The organism is Petroclostridium xylanilyticum (assembly GCF_002252565.1).
Classification (GTDB): domain Bacteria; phylum Bacillota; class Clostridia; order SK-Y3; family SK-Y3; genus Petroclostridium; species Petroclostridium xylanilyticum.
Genome location: NZ_NPML01000019.1, coordinates 622,854 through 639,631, shown reverse-complemented (window position 1 = coordinate 639,631; position 16,778 = coordinate 622,854). Strand labels below are relative to the sequence as shown.

15 protein-coding genes and 1 pseudogene are annotated in these 16,778 nt (G+C 34.1%); 9 read left to right on the top strand and 7 right to left on the bottom strand.

Annotated features, from left to right (window positions below; translation table 11 throughout):
- Positions 1 to 2,275 (top strand): helix-turn-helix domain-containing protein (locus CIB29_RS15160; RefSeq protein ID WP_157910321.1); only part of this gene is annotated, 2,275 nt, incomplete at its 5' end.
- A 23-nt stretch (positions 2,276 to 2,298) separates the two neighbouring features.
- Here CIB29_RS15160 and CIB29_RS15155 read toward each other — a convergent pair.
- From CIB29_RS15155 to CIB29_RS19680, 4 genes are all read right to left on the bottom strand, one after another.
- Complete coding sequence (locus CIB29_RS15155) at positions 2,299 to 2,943, bottom strand: HAD family hydrolase (RefSeq protein ID WP_094551076.1); 645 nt, start codon at positions 2,941 to 2,943, stop codon at positions 2,299 to 2,301.
- Positions 2,944 to 3,318: 375 nt separating this feature from the next.
- Complete coding sequence (locus tag CIB29_RS15150) at positions 3,319 to 4,077, bottom strand: SDR family oxidoreductase (protein ID WP_094551074.1); 759 nt, start codon at positions 4,075 to 4,077, stop codon at positions 3,319 to 3,321.
- A 54-nt stretch (positions 4,078 to 4,131) separates the two neighbouring features.
- Positions 4,132 to 4,815, bottom strand: a complete 684-nt coding sequence (locus tag CIB29_RS15145; RefSeq protein WP_094551072.1) for a GntR family transcriptional regulator — start codon at positions 4,813 to 4,815, stop codon at positions 4,132 to 4,134.
- A 105-nt stretch (positions 4,816 to 4,920) separates the two neighbouring features.
- Complete coding sequence (locus CIB29_RS19680; RefSeq protein ID WP_117434609.1) at positions 4,921 to 5,088, bottom strand: Spo0E family sporulation regulatory protein-aspartic acid phosphatase; 168 nt, start codon at positions 5,086 to 5,088, stop codon at positions 4,921 to 4,923.
- A 489-nt stretch (positions 5,089 to 5,577) separates the two neighbouring features.
- Between CIB29_RS19680 and CIB29_RS15140 the strand changes: the two genes are divergently transcribed.
- The 7 genes from CIB29_RS15140 (at position 5,578) to CIB29_RS15110 (ending at position 12,169) form a co-directional block, all read left to right on the top strand.
- A complete protein-coding gene (locus CIB29_RS15140; RefSeq protein WP_094551070.1) occupies positions 5,578 to 6,594 on the top strand; it encodes a zinc-dependent alcohol dehydrogenase in 1,017 nt (338 codons plus the stop codon).
- Positions 6,595 to 6,633: 39 nt separating this feature from the next.
- Complete coding sequence (locus CIB29_RS15135) at positions 6,634 to 7,287, top strand: bifunctional 4-hydroxy-2-oxoglutarate aldolase/2-dehydro-3-deoxy-phosphogluconate aldolase (protein WP_094551068.1); 654 nt, start codon at positions 6,634 to 6,636, stop codon at positions 7,285 to 7,287.
- Positions 7,288 to 7,291: 4 nt separating this feature from the next.
- On the top strand, positions 7,292 to 8,278 hold the full coding sequence (locus CIB29_RS15130; protein ID WP_157910320.1) for a 2-dehydro-3-deoxygalactonokinase: 987 nt from the start codon (positions 7,292 to 7,294) through the stop codon (positions 8,276 to 8,278).
- Positions 8,279 to 8,291: 13 nt separating this feature from the next.
- Positions 8,292 to 9,242 (top strand): phosphoglycerate dehydrogenase, encoded by a 951-nt coding sequence (locus CIB29_RS15125; RefSeq protein WP_094551064.1) that lies wholly within the window; start codon positions 8,292 to 8,294, stop codon positions 9,240 to 9,242.
- A 52-nt stretch (positions 9,243 to 9,294) separates the two neighbouring features.
- Positions 9,295 to 10,317, top strand: coding sequence for a TRAP transporter substrate-binding protein (locus CIB29_RS15120; protein WP_094551062.1), 1,023 nt, complete (start codon positions 9,295 to 9,297; stop codon positions 10,315 to 10,317).
- 90 nt (positions 10,318 to 10,407) lie between these two features.
- Positions 10,408 to 10,896, top strand: coding sequence for a TRAP transporter small permease (locus CIB29_RS15115; protein ID WP_242965247.1), 489 nt, complete (start codon positions 10,408 to 10,410; stop codon positions 10,894 to 10,896).
- Positions 10,889 to 12,169 carry a TRAP transporter large permease gene (locus tag CIB29_RS15110; protein WP_094551060.1) on the top strand — a complete coding sequence of 427 codons (1,281 nt, stop codon included), beginning with the start codon at positions 10,889 to 10,891 and terminating at the stop codon, positions 12,167 to 12,169. The genes CIB29_RS15115 and CIB29_RS15110 overlap by 8 nt, the downstream gene beginning before the upstream one ends.
- Before the next feature lie 5 nt (positions 12,170 to 12,174).
- Here the strand turns inward: CIB29_RS15110 and CIB29_RS15105 are convergent.
- Together CIB29_RS15105 and CIB29_RS15100 are read right to left on the bottom strand one after the other, a co-directional pair.
- Positions 12,175 to 12,774: pseudogene (locus CIB29_RS15105) on the bottom strand (transposase family protein); the annotation flags it as partial.
- A gap of 188 nt (positions 12,775 to 12,962) precedes the next feature.
- Positions 12,963 to 13,268 (bottom strand): hypothetical protein, encoded by a 306-nt coding sequence (locus CIB29_RS15100; RefSeq protein WP_094551058.1) that lies wholly within the window; start codon positions 13,266 to 13,268, stop codon positions 12,963 to 12,965.
- Between the two features lie 155 nt (positions 13,269 to 13,423).
- Between CIB29_RS15100 and CIB29_RS15095 the strand changes: the two genes are divergently transcribed.
- Positions 13,424 to 14,275, top strand: coding sequence for a YihY/virulence factor BrkB family protein (locus CIB29_RS15095; protein ID WP_094551056.1), 852 nt, complete (start codon positions 13,424 to 13,426; stop codon positions 14,273 to 14,275).
- Between the two features lie 124 nt (positions 14,276 to 14,399).
- On the opposite strand, the gene CIB29_RS15090 is transcribed toward CIB29_RS15095, so the two are convergent.
- The gene (locus CIB29_RS15090) at positions 14,400 to 16,655 is read right to left on the bottom strand and encodes an MASE3 domain-containing protein (RefSeq protein WP_094551054.1); all 2,256 of its coding nucleotides are present in this window, start codon (positions 16,653 to 16,655) and stop codon (positions 14,400 to 14,402) included.
- Positions 16,656 to 16,778 lie beyond the last annotated feature (123 nt).

The following is a 16,778-nucleotide window of genomic DNA, read 5'->3' as shown; positions in this document are numbered from 1 at the left end:
GCACTTCGTGCTTTCTTATATATGTATATTATTGTTGCCTTTATTTGTTGGGCTTCAGAGTTATCAAGTTGCGCTATCCATTGTTAAAGAAGACATTAGAAAATCCAATCTTTCTATGTTAAATCAAACTAAGGAGATTGTAGACCATCAACTTCAGCAAGTTGAAACATTGTCTATGCAAATAGCAACAAATTCTAGAATTAATGCGCTGTTAAATTTAAAACAGCCATTAAATCATTCAGCATACTATGATTTCAGTGTTGCAATACGTGATCTTTCACGTTACATGATTAATAGAGATTTTATAAGCAGTGTATATATCTATTTAAAAAATACCAATTATGTCGTTACGCACGAAACACTATATCCAGGAGATATTTACTATGACAGCGTTTTAAAGTATAATAAAAATGAATATGAAAAATGGAAGGAAATATTGACAAACCGCTATTATATAGGCGAATATATTCCCGATACCCTGGTTGATTCAGAAACAAATGATTCACCTGTCATCACATATATTCAGTCATTGCCTCTGAGCTATCTGCAAAAATCTCAAGGAGCCTTGGCAATATCCTTTAACAAGGAGTACCTGACCAAACTATTTTCTTCATTAGATTTATCAAAAGGTGGCTGGGCATATATACTGGATAGCAATGGGACAATAATGGCCGGGATATTAAATCCTGATATTATTGATAATGTTGCTATACAGGGATTGGAAAATGATGAAGGGTTTGTCAAAAAGCATATTGCTGATAAAGAGATGATTATTACCTATACAACTTCAAGCTATAATCACTGGAAATATGTCATCGTTCTCCCCTCAGAGATAGTATTTGAAAGGTTGAACTATTTTAAACGTATTAACTGGACGATATTTTTTTTCACACTGATATTTGGTGTAGCAATAGCCATTTTTTTAGCATATAAAAACAGCAAGCCGTTGGTGAATATTGTAAGGCAACTTAAAGAATTTTTAGGTGATGATATACCTAAAGAACATGATGCTTTTTCTGTGATTAATGGGAGTGTTTTGCAGTTGATTGCAAGTAATAAATCCCTTCAGGAAGATATGAAAAACCAGAAGCCTCTTATCCAAGCGGGCTTTCTTGATAAGCTTTTTAAAGGACAAATATATAATGAGGAAGAATTAAACGCTTTTTCCTCCTATATTGGTTTAAATATTAATGGAAATAAATTTATAGTATTGCTGCTAAGAATATATAATAATGATTCTATGGATATAAGCATAAACAGGGAAATAATTCAAGAACTCAATGCGACAAAAGCTATTTTGAGGAGCACATTACTTAAATATTTGGATGACAAAATGATTTTTCATGACGTAGATAATCGTACGATAGCCATTTTACTAACTGCAAACAATGTGAATAATACCTATTTTTTTAATTATAACCAAAAAATTATCAATGACATAAAAAATGAACTGTTTTCTGTTTATAATATGAAAATATCTGTTGGAATAGGTGAGCCCTGTGATGGGCCGATGGATATTTGGCATTCTTTTGAACAGGCTGAACAGGCTCTTAATTATGTTACTGATACAAATGACGCAATTGTGTGGTATCAGAATATACCAAAGGAAAGTGATATCTACTACTATCCATTAGATTTTGAACAAAGACTTATTAATTATGTAAAAGCAGGTGATTTAATACAAGTACAAAAACTATTGTCTATAATTTATGAAGAAAACTTTATATCAAGAAGTTTATCAATTTATATGTCAAAAGAACTGATTTATGAACTGAAAAGTACTATTATCAAGCTAATGTCTCAGTTTGCAGATCAGGATGCCATAAAAAAAATAGTTAAAAGTATAGATGTTTCTAATACGATAGAGCAAAATTTTAAATTAGTAGAAACTATCTTTAGCAAAATGTGTGAATTGGTCCAACAGCAAAAGAGCAATAATAATTTAGAGCTTATGAATAATATAAAAAAATATATTGATACTAACTATATGCATCAGGACCTTGGACTTTATAAAGTATCTTCCCAATTTAATTTATCAGAGGGATACTTCTCTCATTTATTCAAAGAGCAAACTGGAATAAACTTTACCGATTATCTTGAAAAGGTTAGATTAGACCATGCTTGCAAGCTTCTAAAAAATACGGAGCTTAACATCAATGATATTGCTGAAATGGTAGGTTACAACAGTGCCCAATCCTTTAGACGCGCATTTAAGCGAATATATGGCATAAGTCCAACTGCATTAAGAAAGGGCAACTCAACAACCACCTCTTAAAAAAAGGTGGTTGTTTTATTATATTATGCAATTTCTTTGAAACTTTCAACATATTTATCTGCCAAACCCGCAATTTCCTCCTTGTAAGGAAAAGAGAACCTATCAGCTACGGCAAAAACTTTCATCCCGGCTCTTTTGGCAGCCAGCACCCCTGCATAAGTATCCTCGAAAACCAGGCATTCTTCAGGCTTTACCTCTAAAAGCTCAGCCACTTTTAAAAACACATCCGGGTGCGGTTTGCCTTTTTTTACTTCACAGGAAGTTACAACAGCATCAAAATAGTGGAGAAGACCATGTTTTTTTAATACTTCCAGGGTGAGTTCCCTGGAATTACTTGTACCAATCCCCATTTTAATATTTTTGCTTCTTAAAAATTCAATGAACTCTCTAGCACCTTCTTTTAAGGGTACTTTATCTTTATAGTAATGATTGGCCATTGTATTCCATTCTTCTTTAATTTCCTCTATACTTTCCTGTAAGTTAAATCTTTCTTTAAAATATACAGCTGTTTCAGTAAAACTCATTCCTTCAACAATTTTTTGCAAATCATCCGGTAAAGTGATACCTCTATTACCCAGAAACTGAATGTCAATCTCGTCCCAGATCCATAGGGAATCTATCAATGTTCCGTCCAGATCAAATATGACTGCATTTAAATTTGTAAACATTTAAGACCTCCATCAAAATACATCAATTATGTATATCTTAGCATTGTTAGAAGCATAGGTCAATGCGGTTTGATATTTGAGTTTTTACAAAGCAAAAAAGACACGTAATTCAAACTACATTGAATGATTCTAATGCTGTGTGAATGTCAAGTACTTTTTTACAATTTTTGATCAATAACTTTTCACACCTAATCTTTTCCAAATATGGATTTGCGATATTTCAATTTTCACTTGACAAATACAAGTATCAGATATAGTGTTGCTGCCTTATGGAAAGGAAAACATTGCTCATAACTGTTTAAGGGATGAAACAGAGATAGAAAATAGTACAGGCATTCCTGGAGTAGGAACGCCTGTACAGAAACAAAAGAATTATTATCTTCCTAAATAACCACCATCAACAGGGATAATCGCACCATTTAAGTAGTCAGATGCAGGAGCTGATAAGAAAAGAGCAACACCCTTCATATCGTTAGGGGTTCCCCATCTCTTTGCAGGGATACGTCCGAGAATTTCAGCATTTCTATTAGGGTCATTTACAAGATTTACATTCATTTCTGTGTCCATGTATCCTGGAGCTATAGCATTAACGTTAACTCCTTTAGATGCCCATTCATTAGAAAGCGCTTTTGTAAGCTGAGCTACGCCACCTTTACTTGCTGCATATGCAGGTACTGTGTAGCCGCCAAAGAAGCTAAGCATAGAAGCGATGTTAATGATTTTTCCTGAGCCTTGTTTAAGCATCTGTCTTCCTGCGAGTTGGCAAAGAAAGAATACGGAGTTAAGATTAACATTGATAACTTCTTCCCAATCTTCTACAGGAAATTCTTCACTAAAATGTCTTTTTTGAATTCCCGCAGCATTGATAATAATATCAAGGCGTCCACCTAATTTTTCAAGCGCTTCATCAAATCCTCTTTTAAGGTCTGCTTTGTTCCCAAGGTTTGCGTTAACTGCATGGCATTTATAGCCTTTTTTTACAAACTCTGCAGCAACATCAGCGGTTTTTGCAGAAATATCAATAATTGCAACCTCAACTCCCGCTTCCATTAAACCTTCAGCCATACCATATGCAAGTCCCTGTGCAGCACCTGTTACGATTGCCTTTTTACCCGTTACATCAAATAAATTCATATCAAAAATCCCCTTTCCTAATATAAAATATAAAAAATATATGTGCAAATAAAATTATAACATTCTATCTACTTTTAAAATAAGCCCAATAGTCCTTTTAGAATTGAGAATATGAGTTGTTACTGCCTCTTTCAAAGCTTGTTCATCCTGTGAGAGGATGGCATTTAAAATAGCTTCATGTTCTTTTACGCCTGCAACATCTCTGTCAGGAGATTGCCTTCTAAAGACATAATTGGTGTACATATATGGATTGAGGTTGTGGAAGATTTCAACAATTTTTTTGCTACCTGAACTTTTTAAATAAAGTTCATGAAATATCTTATCATATTCATAATTAATGATATAAGCATCAATAGGCATAGGTTTAGAAACTATTTCAAGGTGCTCCTTAACATTTTTTTCTAACTGTTCACGCAATGAATCATTATTGTTAACAGTAGTGATGATTTCCTTTGTGTAAAATAAATCAAGCATTAATCTCATATCAAAAATTTCATCAATTTCATCTGGTTGAAGAGTTTTTACCTTCATGCCTTTTCGTGGAATGTTTTCAATCAAATTTTCAGAAATAAGACGATTTAAAGCTTGTTTAATAGGAGTTTCACTGGCGCCATACCGTTCAGAAAGCTTTTTTATATTTATTTTTTCTCCTGGTTCTAATATTCTTTGAGCAATATCCCTTTTTATATTGTGATAAATAGTGTCAATTAACGTTGCTTTTGAAGTATGTTTGTCCATGTTTTTTCACCTTTGATTTCTTTGATAAAGATAATTTATATAATAAATAATTCAGTTAACTTAAATTGTGCACTTAATTGTAAACAATTGTATATTGCATTCGGGCTACCTTTTGTTTTGATTAGCTATTAACCAATTATTTATGATATCATCTAACTTTTGACTTAGCTTAAGTAACCGACTAAAATCTGTATAATTATTTCTTTCAATTAAAGTACTAATTTCATCTTGTAGTAGTTTTATTTGTTTTTTAATTGCTTCGGTATTCTCCATGTCTTAAACCTTTATATAATATAGTGAATAATAATACGCATCAAATATTGCAGTTATTTACATATTGATGCACAAGTCAAGTCAGTTAAATAAACTTTTATAGGAAAAATTTTTCAACTAGAAATAAAAATTTTTTTCTCATACATAAAAATTATTATCCATAGTTTAAAATAAAATTAATGCTTTGTCAATATAATAAAAATTATTTTTATTTTTAGTTGTATTATAAAATTTTTGTATTGACAGACTATTCTAAAAAATTTATAATCAAGTTATTAAAATATTTTATATTCTAAAAAAAATTTTATTCCATTTGTTTATGATTTTCAGACTTATTAAGTAAACGTTATAGAAATACAGCATAGTCTTAAAGGTTGGAAGTGTTATTCAATGTAATAATATTAAAGTAAGCAGAGCAAAAATTTCGGTCGTTTATTAAGTTAAGCAGAAAGCTGCTATAACTATTAAAATAATAAAAGGGGGTCATTTATGAAAGCATTAGTGTATACTGGTCCTAAAAAGGCTGAGTTTAAGGAAGTTCCAGATCCAGTACCTAAGGCTGGGTATGTCAAGGTTGCAATGAAATATTGTGGGATTTGCGGCTCAGATATAGGTATTTTTCTCGGAACACATCCCAGGGCAAAAGCACCATTAGTATTAGGCCATGAATTTCTAGGCGAAGTTTGTGAAGATACTAAGAAGTTTAAAAAAGGCGATAGAGTTGTAGCATATCCGCTTCTTTCATGTGGGCATTGTCTCCCATGTAGAACAGGAAACGCACATGTTTGTAATACATTACGTCTTATTGGTATTGATGTTGATGGTGGAATTTCAGAATATGCTTATGTTGATGAAGACGTTTTATTCAAAGTACCCGATACAGTTTCTGATAAGGCAGCAGTTGTTATTGAGCCTTTAGCTGTTATTGTCCGAGCTATTCACCAAAGTGGATTTAAAGCTTTAGACACTGCTGCTGTTATAGGTGCAGGCCCAATTGGAATAATAACAGGTATGATGCTAAAGCATATGGGTGCATCTAAAATATTCATCTCTGATATTGACGAGGGGCGTCTTAAAAAAGCAGAAGAATTCGGAATGATAGCTGTAAATGTAAAAACTTCAGATATGGAAGAAGTGACAAAGGCTGCTACAGCAGGAGAAGGCGTAGATGTACTGTTTGAATGCAGTGGCGCTGAAATAGCTGCAATACAAATGTCGAAGATTACAAGAGTTGGCGGGACTATCTGTTTGGTATCAGTTCACAAAGCACCACACAAAGTTGATTTAAGAGATATCAATTTTAAAGAACAGCATATAGTTGGAACAAGAGTATACACAAAGGAAGAATTTAGACAGGCAGTAGAATATTCTGCTCAAATTAAGGATGACCTTGAAAAGATAGTATCCCATGTAGTTCCTCTTAAGAGCAGCGAAAGTGTATTCGATCTGATAGCTGATAGTAAAAATGGCACAGTAAAGGTTGTTATCGATTGTAAGGATATTTAAGATAAAAATAGTGTAGAAGTGAAAAGGAGGCAACGCAAAATGTCACAGAAGGTTTTAGATAAAATTTTAGAAAGTAAGATAATTGCAATTGTAAGAGGAATTTCAAGTGATAAAATTATAAGCTTGGTACAGGCAATGCTCGACGGCGGTATTTGCTGTGTAGAGGTAACATTTGATCAGTCAAGTGAAGAAAAAGCAAAAGATACATTAGTAAGCATTTCAAAAATCAAGGAGCACTTTGGTGAAAAGGTAATGGTTGGTGCGGGAACAGTACTTACTGTGGAACAGGTGCATAAGGCAGTTGAAGCAGGTGCTGAATATATCATTTCTCCTAACACGGATCTCGAGGTTATTAGGGAAACAAAAAAACTAGATAAGGTATCCATTCCGGGAGCATTGACGCCATCAGAAGCAGTAGCTGCTTACAATGCAGGTGCGGATATTATAAAGCTTTTCCCCGCAGGAGTTTTCGGGGCATCTTATATCAAAGCGGTAAAAGCACCACTTAAACATATTCCTATAACAGCAGTAGGCGGTGTTTCACCGGACAACATTGCAGAGTTCATAAAGGCTGGAGCAGTGGGGGCAGGCGTTGGCGGAAATCTTGTAAGTGCTAAGCTTGTGGATGAAGGCAAATTTGATGAAATTGCAGCTATTGCAAAAGAATACGTAGATGCAATTAGGGGACTGTAAGTTTATGAAGGATAAAAAAATTGTTTATTACGATTCTGGTACTTCAAACACAAGAATATACTTACTGAACGAAGATTTTGAAGTGCTTTTTACCGAAAAGAAAAATGTTGGTTCAAAGGATTCAGCCATTGCAGGAAGTAATAATGTACTTATTGATGGTATGAAGGAGCTTTATGATGTACTTCTTCAAGAGAATGAACTTTCAGATGAAGATATTTCAGAAATTTATGCATCAGGTATGGTGACATCCCCTTATGGTCTCATAGAAGTTCCTCATTTGATTATACCTATTACAATAAAGAATTTTGCAGAAAGTATTTATTGCCACTATGAAGGGAAACGTTTTAAACGAAATATTTACCTTGTACCGGGGATTAAAACAACTGGTGATGATATTTCATTTATTAATAATATGCGCGGTGAGGAAATAGAGATTATTGGCACATTGGATGAACTTATAAAGAAATGTCCAGACGAAAAGGTAGCAGTTATAATGCCCGGTTCTCATACTCATATTGCATGTATTGAAAACGATGAGATAAAAGATATTATTTCTAACTTCACAGGGGAGCTTTTTTATGCACTTAAAACAGCAACAATTCTCTCTCCTGTTTTAAGCGTAGAGGCAAAGGAATTTAATAAGGAAATGATACTTAAAGGCTGTGAAAACCTTAGACGTTTTGGAATTAACCGTGCAATATATATTTGTCATGCTATGCGACTTTTTAACAATGGTGACGAAATTTCTAGGTTGTCATATATAGAAGGTGTAATAACAGGAGCCGTAGGGAATGTGCTTGATTACTATTGCGAATATTTTTGGACAGGCTGTGAGACAGCGGCAATTGTTGCAAACGAGAAAATGTATGAAATTTACAGCACAATTTTATCACAGAGCAAATTTATTAAAAATATAATTTGGATGCCTATCTCAAACAAAAAAAGCTACGCAATAGACGGATTGAGAAAAATAATTAACAGCAAAATCTAAAAGGAGGATTGTCATGACTAAAAAGGTTCTGATTACATCACGATCTTTTGGGCAAATAAGTGATGAGCCTATTAATATTTTAAAGGATGCAGGATTTGAAATAACATTTGCTGGAAAAGATTTTAACCAAGAAGAATTTGCAAGAATTATTCCTGATTATGATGCACTTATTATTGGTGCACATAAATTTTATCCTGAGGATATGGAACGTTGTACTAAGCTTAAAATCATATGTAAGCATGGTGCAGGGCTTGATAACATAGACTTAGAAAAGGCAAAGGAGCTGGGAATCACAGTGACAAATGCACCGGGAACAAATTCTAATGCTGTTGCAGATTTAGCTTTTGGTATGATGCTTGCTTGTGCTCGAAGAATAGTACTTACTAATAATAGGGTACACAACGGTGAGTGGAAGCCTGCTATAGGTACTGATGTTTATAATAAAACTCTTGGCTTGATCGGTTTCGGGGCTATTGCAAAGAACGTTGCACGCAGAGCAAAAGGCTTTAGCATGAAGGTGCTTGCTTATGATCCTTTTGTAACGGAAGTACCGGAGGAATTTGATCATGTGAGGCTTTGCGATATTAAAGAAGTAATTGAAAATTGTGACTTTTTATCTCTTCATTTGCCTTTAAATGACCAGACACTTAATTTAATTTCAAAAAAAGAAATTGCAAGCATGAAGGAGGGAGCATATATTATAAACACTGCAAGAGGTGGTATTGTTAATGAGCAAGATTTATATGATGCAGTTGTTTCAGGGCATATTGCGGGAGCGGCACTTGATGTTACTGTTGATGAGCCGATTAAGGAAGATAACCCCTTATTGACTTTACCTAATGTGATTATAACATCTCATATTGGAATGTATACCAAAGAAGCAATTTCTGCTGTAAGTATAATTTGTGCAAAGAATGTTGCAGCAAAATTCAATAATGATGAATTGAATTTTGTAGTAGTATAATAACTTGAATGATACTATAAAAAATATTATGAAATAACAAGGAGGAATAGAAATGTTAAAGAAGGTTATTGCATTCACACTTGTTTTGGGATTAATTGGTTCTATATTGGTTGGTTGTGGACAGAAGGGTGCGGATTCAGCAGGAAATACACAGGACGCAATTACATTAAAATTCGCATTAGGTACAGCTCAGTCGGCAAAAGATATGGCAGTGAAATTTAAAGAAATAGTTGAAAAGAATTCAAACGGCGCTATAAAAATAAATATTCATCCAGACAACTCCTTAGGTGGAGACAGAGAGCTTATAGAAGGAGCTCAGTTTGGTAATATTGATATAGTAATGGTTTCATCAACGCCACTATCTTCTTTCTATAAAAATCTTTATATTTATGATATTCCTTTCTTATTTACAAACAGAGAACAAGCATATAAAGTGCTTGATGGAGAAATTGGTAAGAAAATTGGGGACGGCTTAGAAAGCAAAGGATTAAAATTCCTTGCATATAATGAGAATGGTTTTAGAAACTTAACAACAAGCAATAGAGCGATAAAAACACCTGATGATGCTAAGGGATTAAAACTTAGAGTTATGGAGAACGAAGTTCATATAGCTGCTTGGAAAGCATTGAATGCTAATCCAACACCTATGGCCTTTACTGAATTATTTACTGCTTTACAGCAACGTACTGTTGACGGACAAGACAACCCATCAGAGCTTATTTATGCTAACAAATTCCATGAAGTACAAAAATACTTAATCAGAACAGAACACGTTTATACGCCATACGTAATCGTAATGAATAAAGACAAATTTAACGGACTCACAGATGAGCAAGAGAAAATAATCATGGATGCAATGAAAGAAGCTACTGTTTACCAAAGAGGACAAGCTAAGAAATACGATCAAGAATCTATTGAAAAAATTAAAGCAGCTAAAACCACAGAGGTTATTGAACTAACAGAAAGTGAAAAGAAAGCATTCCAAGAAAAAATGGAGCCCGTATTTGATTTAGTAAAGAGTAAAATTGACAATCCTGAATATTTGGATGAAGTAATAGCCGCTATTAAAAAATAGTAAAGAACATTAAGACAAATAGCAGTAGATTTATTGCACCTGTATTAACTGATCATTAAACCCTTATGGGTGAAAAATGGGGGAATTTAAGTGTTGAAATTTTTAGACAAACATCTTGAGGATTACATCCTAGTTGCTTTTATGGCTATTATGAGTGTTGTCATTTTCTTCCAGGTGATAATGCGCTATGTATTTCGCTCATCCCTTACATGGTCGGAAGAGTTAGCAAGATATTTATTTGTGTGGATTGTTTACTTTGCAATAAGCTATGCGGTAAAGGAACGCAAGCACATTAAAATTGAAGCAGCATTGTATCTGATGCCGAAGAATGTACGACCTTATATGCCTATTATCGGCGACATAATTGTTTTTGTTTTTTCAGCATTCATTATAGTAACATCATGGGAGATTGTTCTAAGGCAGGCTTCTGGCGGCCAGATATCTCCTGCCATGAGAATACCTATGCAGTACATCTATGCAGCACCATTTGTAGGTTTTACACTTACTGCTTTTAGAACGATACAAGTAATTATATTGAGAATCAAGAATCTTAAATCGGGGGTTGAAATGCATGATTAGTTTGATACTTTTTGGAACTTTAGCATTGTTTTTAATACTCAATGTTCCTGTAGGAATTGCCCTCGGTGGAGCTTCTTTGTTAACAATTATGTACTCAAAAACTATAGGCATTAACTATATCGCACAGAACTTAGTAACTAGTGTAGATTCATTCCCTATTATGGCAGTACCCTTCTTTATTTTAGCAGGAGAGCTTATGGGTGCTGGAGGTATTTCTAGAAGACTTCTTAACACAGTTAATGTATTTTTTGGAAGAATTACTGGCGGTCTTGCAATTGTTACCGTTGTAGTATGTATGTTCTTTGCAGCTATTTCAGGTTCTGGACCTGCAACAGTTGCTGCTATCGGTGGTATGGTTGTACCAACAATGTTACAAAAGGGCTATGATAGAAGGTTTACATTAGCATTAGTTGCTGCAGCAGGAAGTATTGGTGTTATTATTCCACCAAGTATTCCAATGGTTATTTACAGTGTTTCTACAGGTAATTCAATAAGCGCTCTGTTTATGGCAGGATTTATTCCAGGTATATTAATTGGTCTTGGATTAATTGGATGGGCGTTTTATTATTCAAAAAAGATGGGTTACAAAGGTGACGAAACACCATTCACATGGAAGCGTGCAGGACGTGAATTATGGGACTCAAAGTGGGCCCTTATCAGTCCTATAATCGTTCTTGGTGGTATATATGGCGGTGTTTTCACACCCACCGAGGCAGCAGCTGTTTCCGTAATTTATAGCTTTATAGTCGGAGTATTTGTATATAAAGAGTTAACCTTTAAAGATTCGTTTCGTGTTATAAGAGAGGCTGCTTTAACAACTGGTACAATTCTCGTTGTTATTGGATGTGCATCTGCATTTACTAAGATATTGACAATAGCACGTGTACCAATGGCTATAGCCGAGGGTATGACAAGCCTTACAAGCAATCCTATTATTATAATGCTGCTGATAAATATAATGTTATTGATTGTTGGTTGTTTCATGGATACATTAGTTGCTATTATGATATTAGCACCAATATTCTTACCCGTCGTAAAAGCAGTTGGTATTGACCCTATACACTTTGGGATTATTATGGTTGTTAACTTGGCAATCGGCTTTATCACGCCGCCACTTGGTGTTAATCTTTTCGTTGCAGCCAGAGTTGGAAAAACTAAGCTAGACGAGGTAGTAAGGGGTATAGGACCATTTGTGATTGTAATGATTCTATTACTGATGCTTATAACCTATATTCCTCAAATTTCATTATTCCTACCTAATTTATTTAAGTAATGAAATTAGTGTTGTGCAGTAAATTGTAAATATTTATGCACCATCCCTAATTTGGTAATAACAGCATCAATATTTACCCCTTTTACTGCACAGGTATATGCAAACTTAGCAAATACTGAACAAGTATTGTTGCGGAAATATCCTATGATATCTCCAATGTTATTAAGCTTCAAGGATTTCTTGGTAGAAACCCTGAAAAGCTCCAGGAATATATAGGTCATAAAGACCATACTCCAGAAACGCTTTATTGAGGTTAGGGACTCAACCTGATACTCATCAAAGCCAAGTGAGTTTTTATGGTGCCGGTAGCTCGCTTCAATATTGGATTTAATTCTTCCAATGAGGTGATAGACTTTCCTAAGAGCATGAAGTGTCAGCTTTCCCGATGTGTACCAAGCATCAACCAATAAGTACGTTGTTTGTGTAACCGGTACAAACTTATCCGTAAGCTGCATGGCAAGTTGCTGTTTGTTCTTAAAAAGCTTCTTTAAAAGCTTCTTTGCCTTATTGCCAAAGAACTGCTTTCTGAGATAGAGCTTGAAGCTAAGCGGCAAAGAGTATTCGAAGATTTTGTAATGAGAAGTAACCACACAATGGGACCATATACCATAAGCCTTCTTGTCAAGGCTAAAATGAACGCCATCACCGGCGGCCTTGACAAGAAGCAGGGCTTCGTAGGTCTTTGGTATCTTTATAGTGCTTTTTTCTTTCTCTTTTTTCCATATGGTATGTTAAATGATCTCTTCTAACCTTCTATAACTTACCAAGTTTCTAATAGCTTTACGGCCTTCTGTCATTGCACAACCGGTGTAAGGAATCTGCCCCTGATGTATTGGATATACTTTAGGTACTCTTCGAGCTTTTTAAGCTTTTCTACCTTATCGCATTCTCCGCCACACTCATATTTGAGCTCTTCTATACGCGCTAAAGCTTTTTCTACATTTCCAGATTTAATCAGGCGTATTATCTTTTTTACTTCCTTCAGCACTTTGACTTCCTTGGTCTCTTCAAGCTTGCCTTCATGGTATGCTCTAACTTTTTCCTGTTCCTGCTTGGCTATCCTTAATTCTTTATCAATGCCCTCAAGTATAGCTTTCATGATGGATCGTCCAAATTTCAGAACAGCATGATAAACTTCCTGCTCTAAAGTCTTGAAATCTATTTAAAAAGGTCTAAGCCCTCTCTAAGTGTATTCAATTGCAAAAAGGGGAATATTAAGAACAAAATTGGATATGTCTTAGGGGGAAAATAAAAATGAATCTCAATAAATTAATTAAGTACGTCAGGAATTTGTACTTTCGTTTTTATGATGATGAAGTTCCTGCACTGGGAGCTCAGCTGGCATATTACTTTTTATTATCTTTTTTCCCATTTTTAATTTTCCTGGTAACAATGATTGGATATACTACCCTGTCAAGTGAGGAAGTGCTTAGAGAATTATCAAATATTCTGCCTCAAAATGCTTATGCACTAATTTATGATAGCATCTCACATATAACAAATAGAAAAAATGGAGGATTATTGTCCTTTGGAATCGTTACGACCCTCTGGGCAGCGTCCAATGGTGTCGGTGCGGCAGTCAGGGGGCTTAATAAAGCCTATGATGAGGAGGAAGAGCGTCCGTTGTGGAAGATAAAGGGAATCGCTATCCTATTTACCGTCGCGCTGGCTGTAGTTATATTGCTTTCCTTTATATTATTAATTTTTGGTCAGCAAATTGGCATTTATTTAGCCAAATGGCTGGGACTGGCCGGTTTTTTTCATGCTATATGGGATACTTTAAGATATATTATTATGTTACTTATTATGGTCCTGATTTTTGCTGCATTCTACCGATACATACCCAACCGCCGTCTTATGTGGAAAGAAGTAATCCCTGGAGCCATCTTTGCTACTATTGGGTGGATCTTAATTTCTTTAGGGTTTGCATATTATGTAAATAACTTCGGAAATTATTCCAGAATCTACGGCAGCATAGGAGGAGCTATTGTACTTTTAATCTGGCTTTTTTTTAGTGCGATGGTTATTCTAATGGGGGGAGAACTTAATGCCACTTTAGCTTTTGATAGGGAAGGAAAAGAAAAACCTCACGGTAAGCGGTATTAATAATTGAGAAAAATGACTTTGAAAGATGAATATATAATGAAAGTCAGATTGAGACTGGGATTAAAATTAATAGTTTAAGCTATTGTATAATCTATTAGTCTCAATCTTAATCTTAACACTAGTTTTATACATATATATCGGAGAACTCAATATTAATTTTCTCTATTGCTCCTTGTTTTATATTATTCATATTGTGTTCACTTGTATGATCCTGTTGTGGCAATATCCTCACCGGTAACTCTATAATAAATTCGCTTCCTTTTCCATATTCACTTTTTACAGAGATTTTTCCTCCATGCATTTCAACAAGGGACTTAACAAGAGAAAGGCCGATACCACTGCCTTCATGGTTTCTTGCAAGGGATTTGTCCACCTGCCTAAAACGCTCAAATATCATATTTAACTTATCTTCCGGGATTCCTATTCCTGTATCTTTTACTGAGATGGTAATACTTTCTCCCTTATCATCTATATTTACCGATATTTTACCTCCTGGATTGGTAAATTTAATTGCATTGGAAAGCAGGTTTAAGATAATTCTTTCAATTTTATCAGGATCACAGGCTATAACTTTGTCTTCGATAGTAGTATCAAACTCAAGCAGTAATCCTCTTCCTTCAATATACTGTGCAACTGATAGTGTGATCTCCTCAACAAGATTTATAATATTATGGTTTTGTAGAGACAAATTGAAAAAGCCTGAATCTATCTTGGTGACATCCACTACGTTGTTTACCAAACGTATAAGCCTGTAGCAATTTTGCTTCATTACATGTATATATTTATCCATTTTATCTTCATTATTTTTTGATACGCTACTTTTTGAATATAAAGTTAACAGTTGCAAAGTGCTGAAAATTACATTTATGGGAGTTTTTAACTCATGAGAGATATTTGCAAAGAATTCAGTTTTTAATTTATCCAGATCTAACGTCTCCTTTAATGTTTCCTTAATAAGTTCGTGTTGTCTTTCATTTTCTATAGATTCAATTGCAAAAGATAGGTCATCTACCAGCGCTTGAAGCAGGTTGATTTCTTCTTCATTGAAAAAATTGCGTTTTTCAGAATAAAAACACATTGTACCTACAACATTACCCTGTACCTGTATTGGAAAGGCTGCGATAGAATAATAATTGCGCTTGATTGCTTCAGCATACCATGGATATGCATGAAATTGATTTTCGATATCGTTAGCTACAAAATACTTATTCTCATGGATTACAAGACCTACAGGGCCACATCCTGTCGAAATATCTTTAGTAGAAATTTTGATCGCTGTTAGATATTCTTCCTCAAAACCCCAGTAAGCAACCGGTTCTACTAAAGAGGCATTAGAGTTAATGAGACCAATCCATGCCATACGAAATTGGCCTTTTTCAACAGCAATACGACATGCTTCTTTATACAGTTCTTTTGTGTCATGAATGTGAACAATAGCTTTATTAATTTCACTTAAAACAGAATATAGGCGGTTGAGGTGAGTAATTTTTTCCTGGAAGTTTTTATGATTAATATTTTCCTCAGATAATTGCCTATTAGCTATTTCTAACTTTGAGTTTTCATTATTTGTTTTAGATAACTGGTTAAATAAAAGCCAGTAGGGATCTTTTAAGCTGGTTTCATTAATTGCCTTATAAATTAGATAGAATGATATTAATTTAAAAAGATGGCCGATAGTGTGTAAAAGGTCTCTTGGGTTTAAAAAAAGTGTAAATGAAAGTTTGGACGCAATGGCAGTAATAAAAAATAATAACATAAGCCAAAATATGTTGGAACGAACATGCTTTTTATTTTGTATTAGCAGGGTAATGGATATCAGTAAAATTAAGGAAATTACATACTCACTTATTATCTTAAAAGCTGTTAATCTTTTACCATCAATGAAACAATCGGGAAATATACCCCAGTAGTAAATTGCTAATAACAGGAATAATGATACGAAAGCGTAAAAGAAAAATATAAAGTAAGGCTTAACAGTCCTATGGAAGAAAATAAACGAAAATAAAATGGATAAGCCTTTTATACATCCTGCGGCAATCCAAAACTGGAGGGATATATTAGTATTACTTCTGCTAAATATATTTATTCCCTCGTAAGTAAAAACGTGACACAAATTAAAGATACCTACAAAACCAAAGGCAATTCCTAAAAACATAAAGTAATCGTTCTTGGAAATAGGATAGGTATTTATTGCTATAATAGTAATATTAAAAGCGATGATAATAGCAAAGAGTTCAATAGCAGTATGAAACAACAGATAATTAAGGGAACTAATATAAAATGCTCCTATTAACAGCAAAAAAAGTATGAGACAATTAGTATAGATTTTTGAATTCACTGATATAGATTTTATGATGTTCGCAGCTTGGATGTCATTCATTTGTTCCCTATTCCTCCTTTTGTAATATGTTTTACTGTTTCAGTTAGGATGATTTAGTATAACGTCCAGTAGTTTATAGATTATTTAATATATTTATGTACTTATTTGTAGAAATAATTAGTA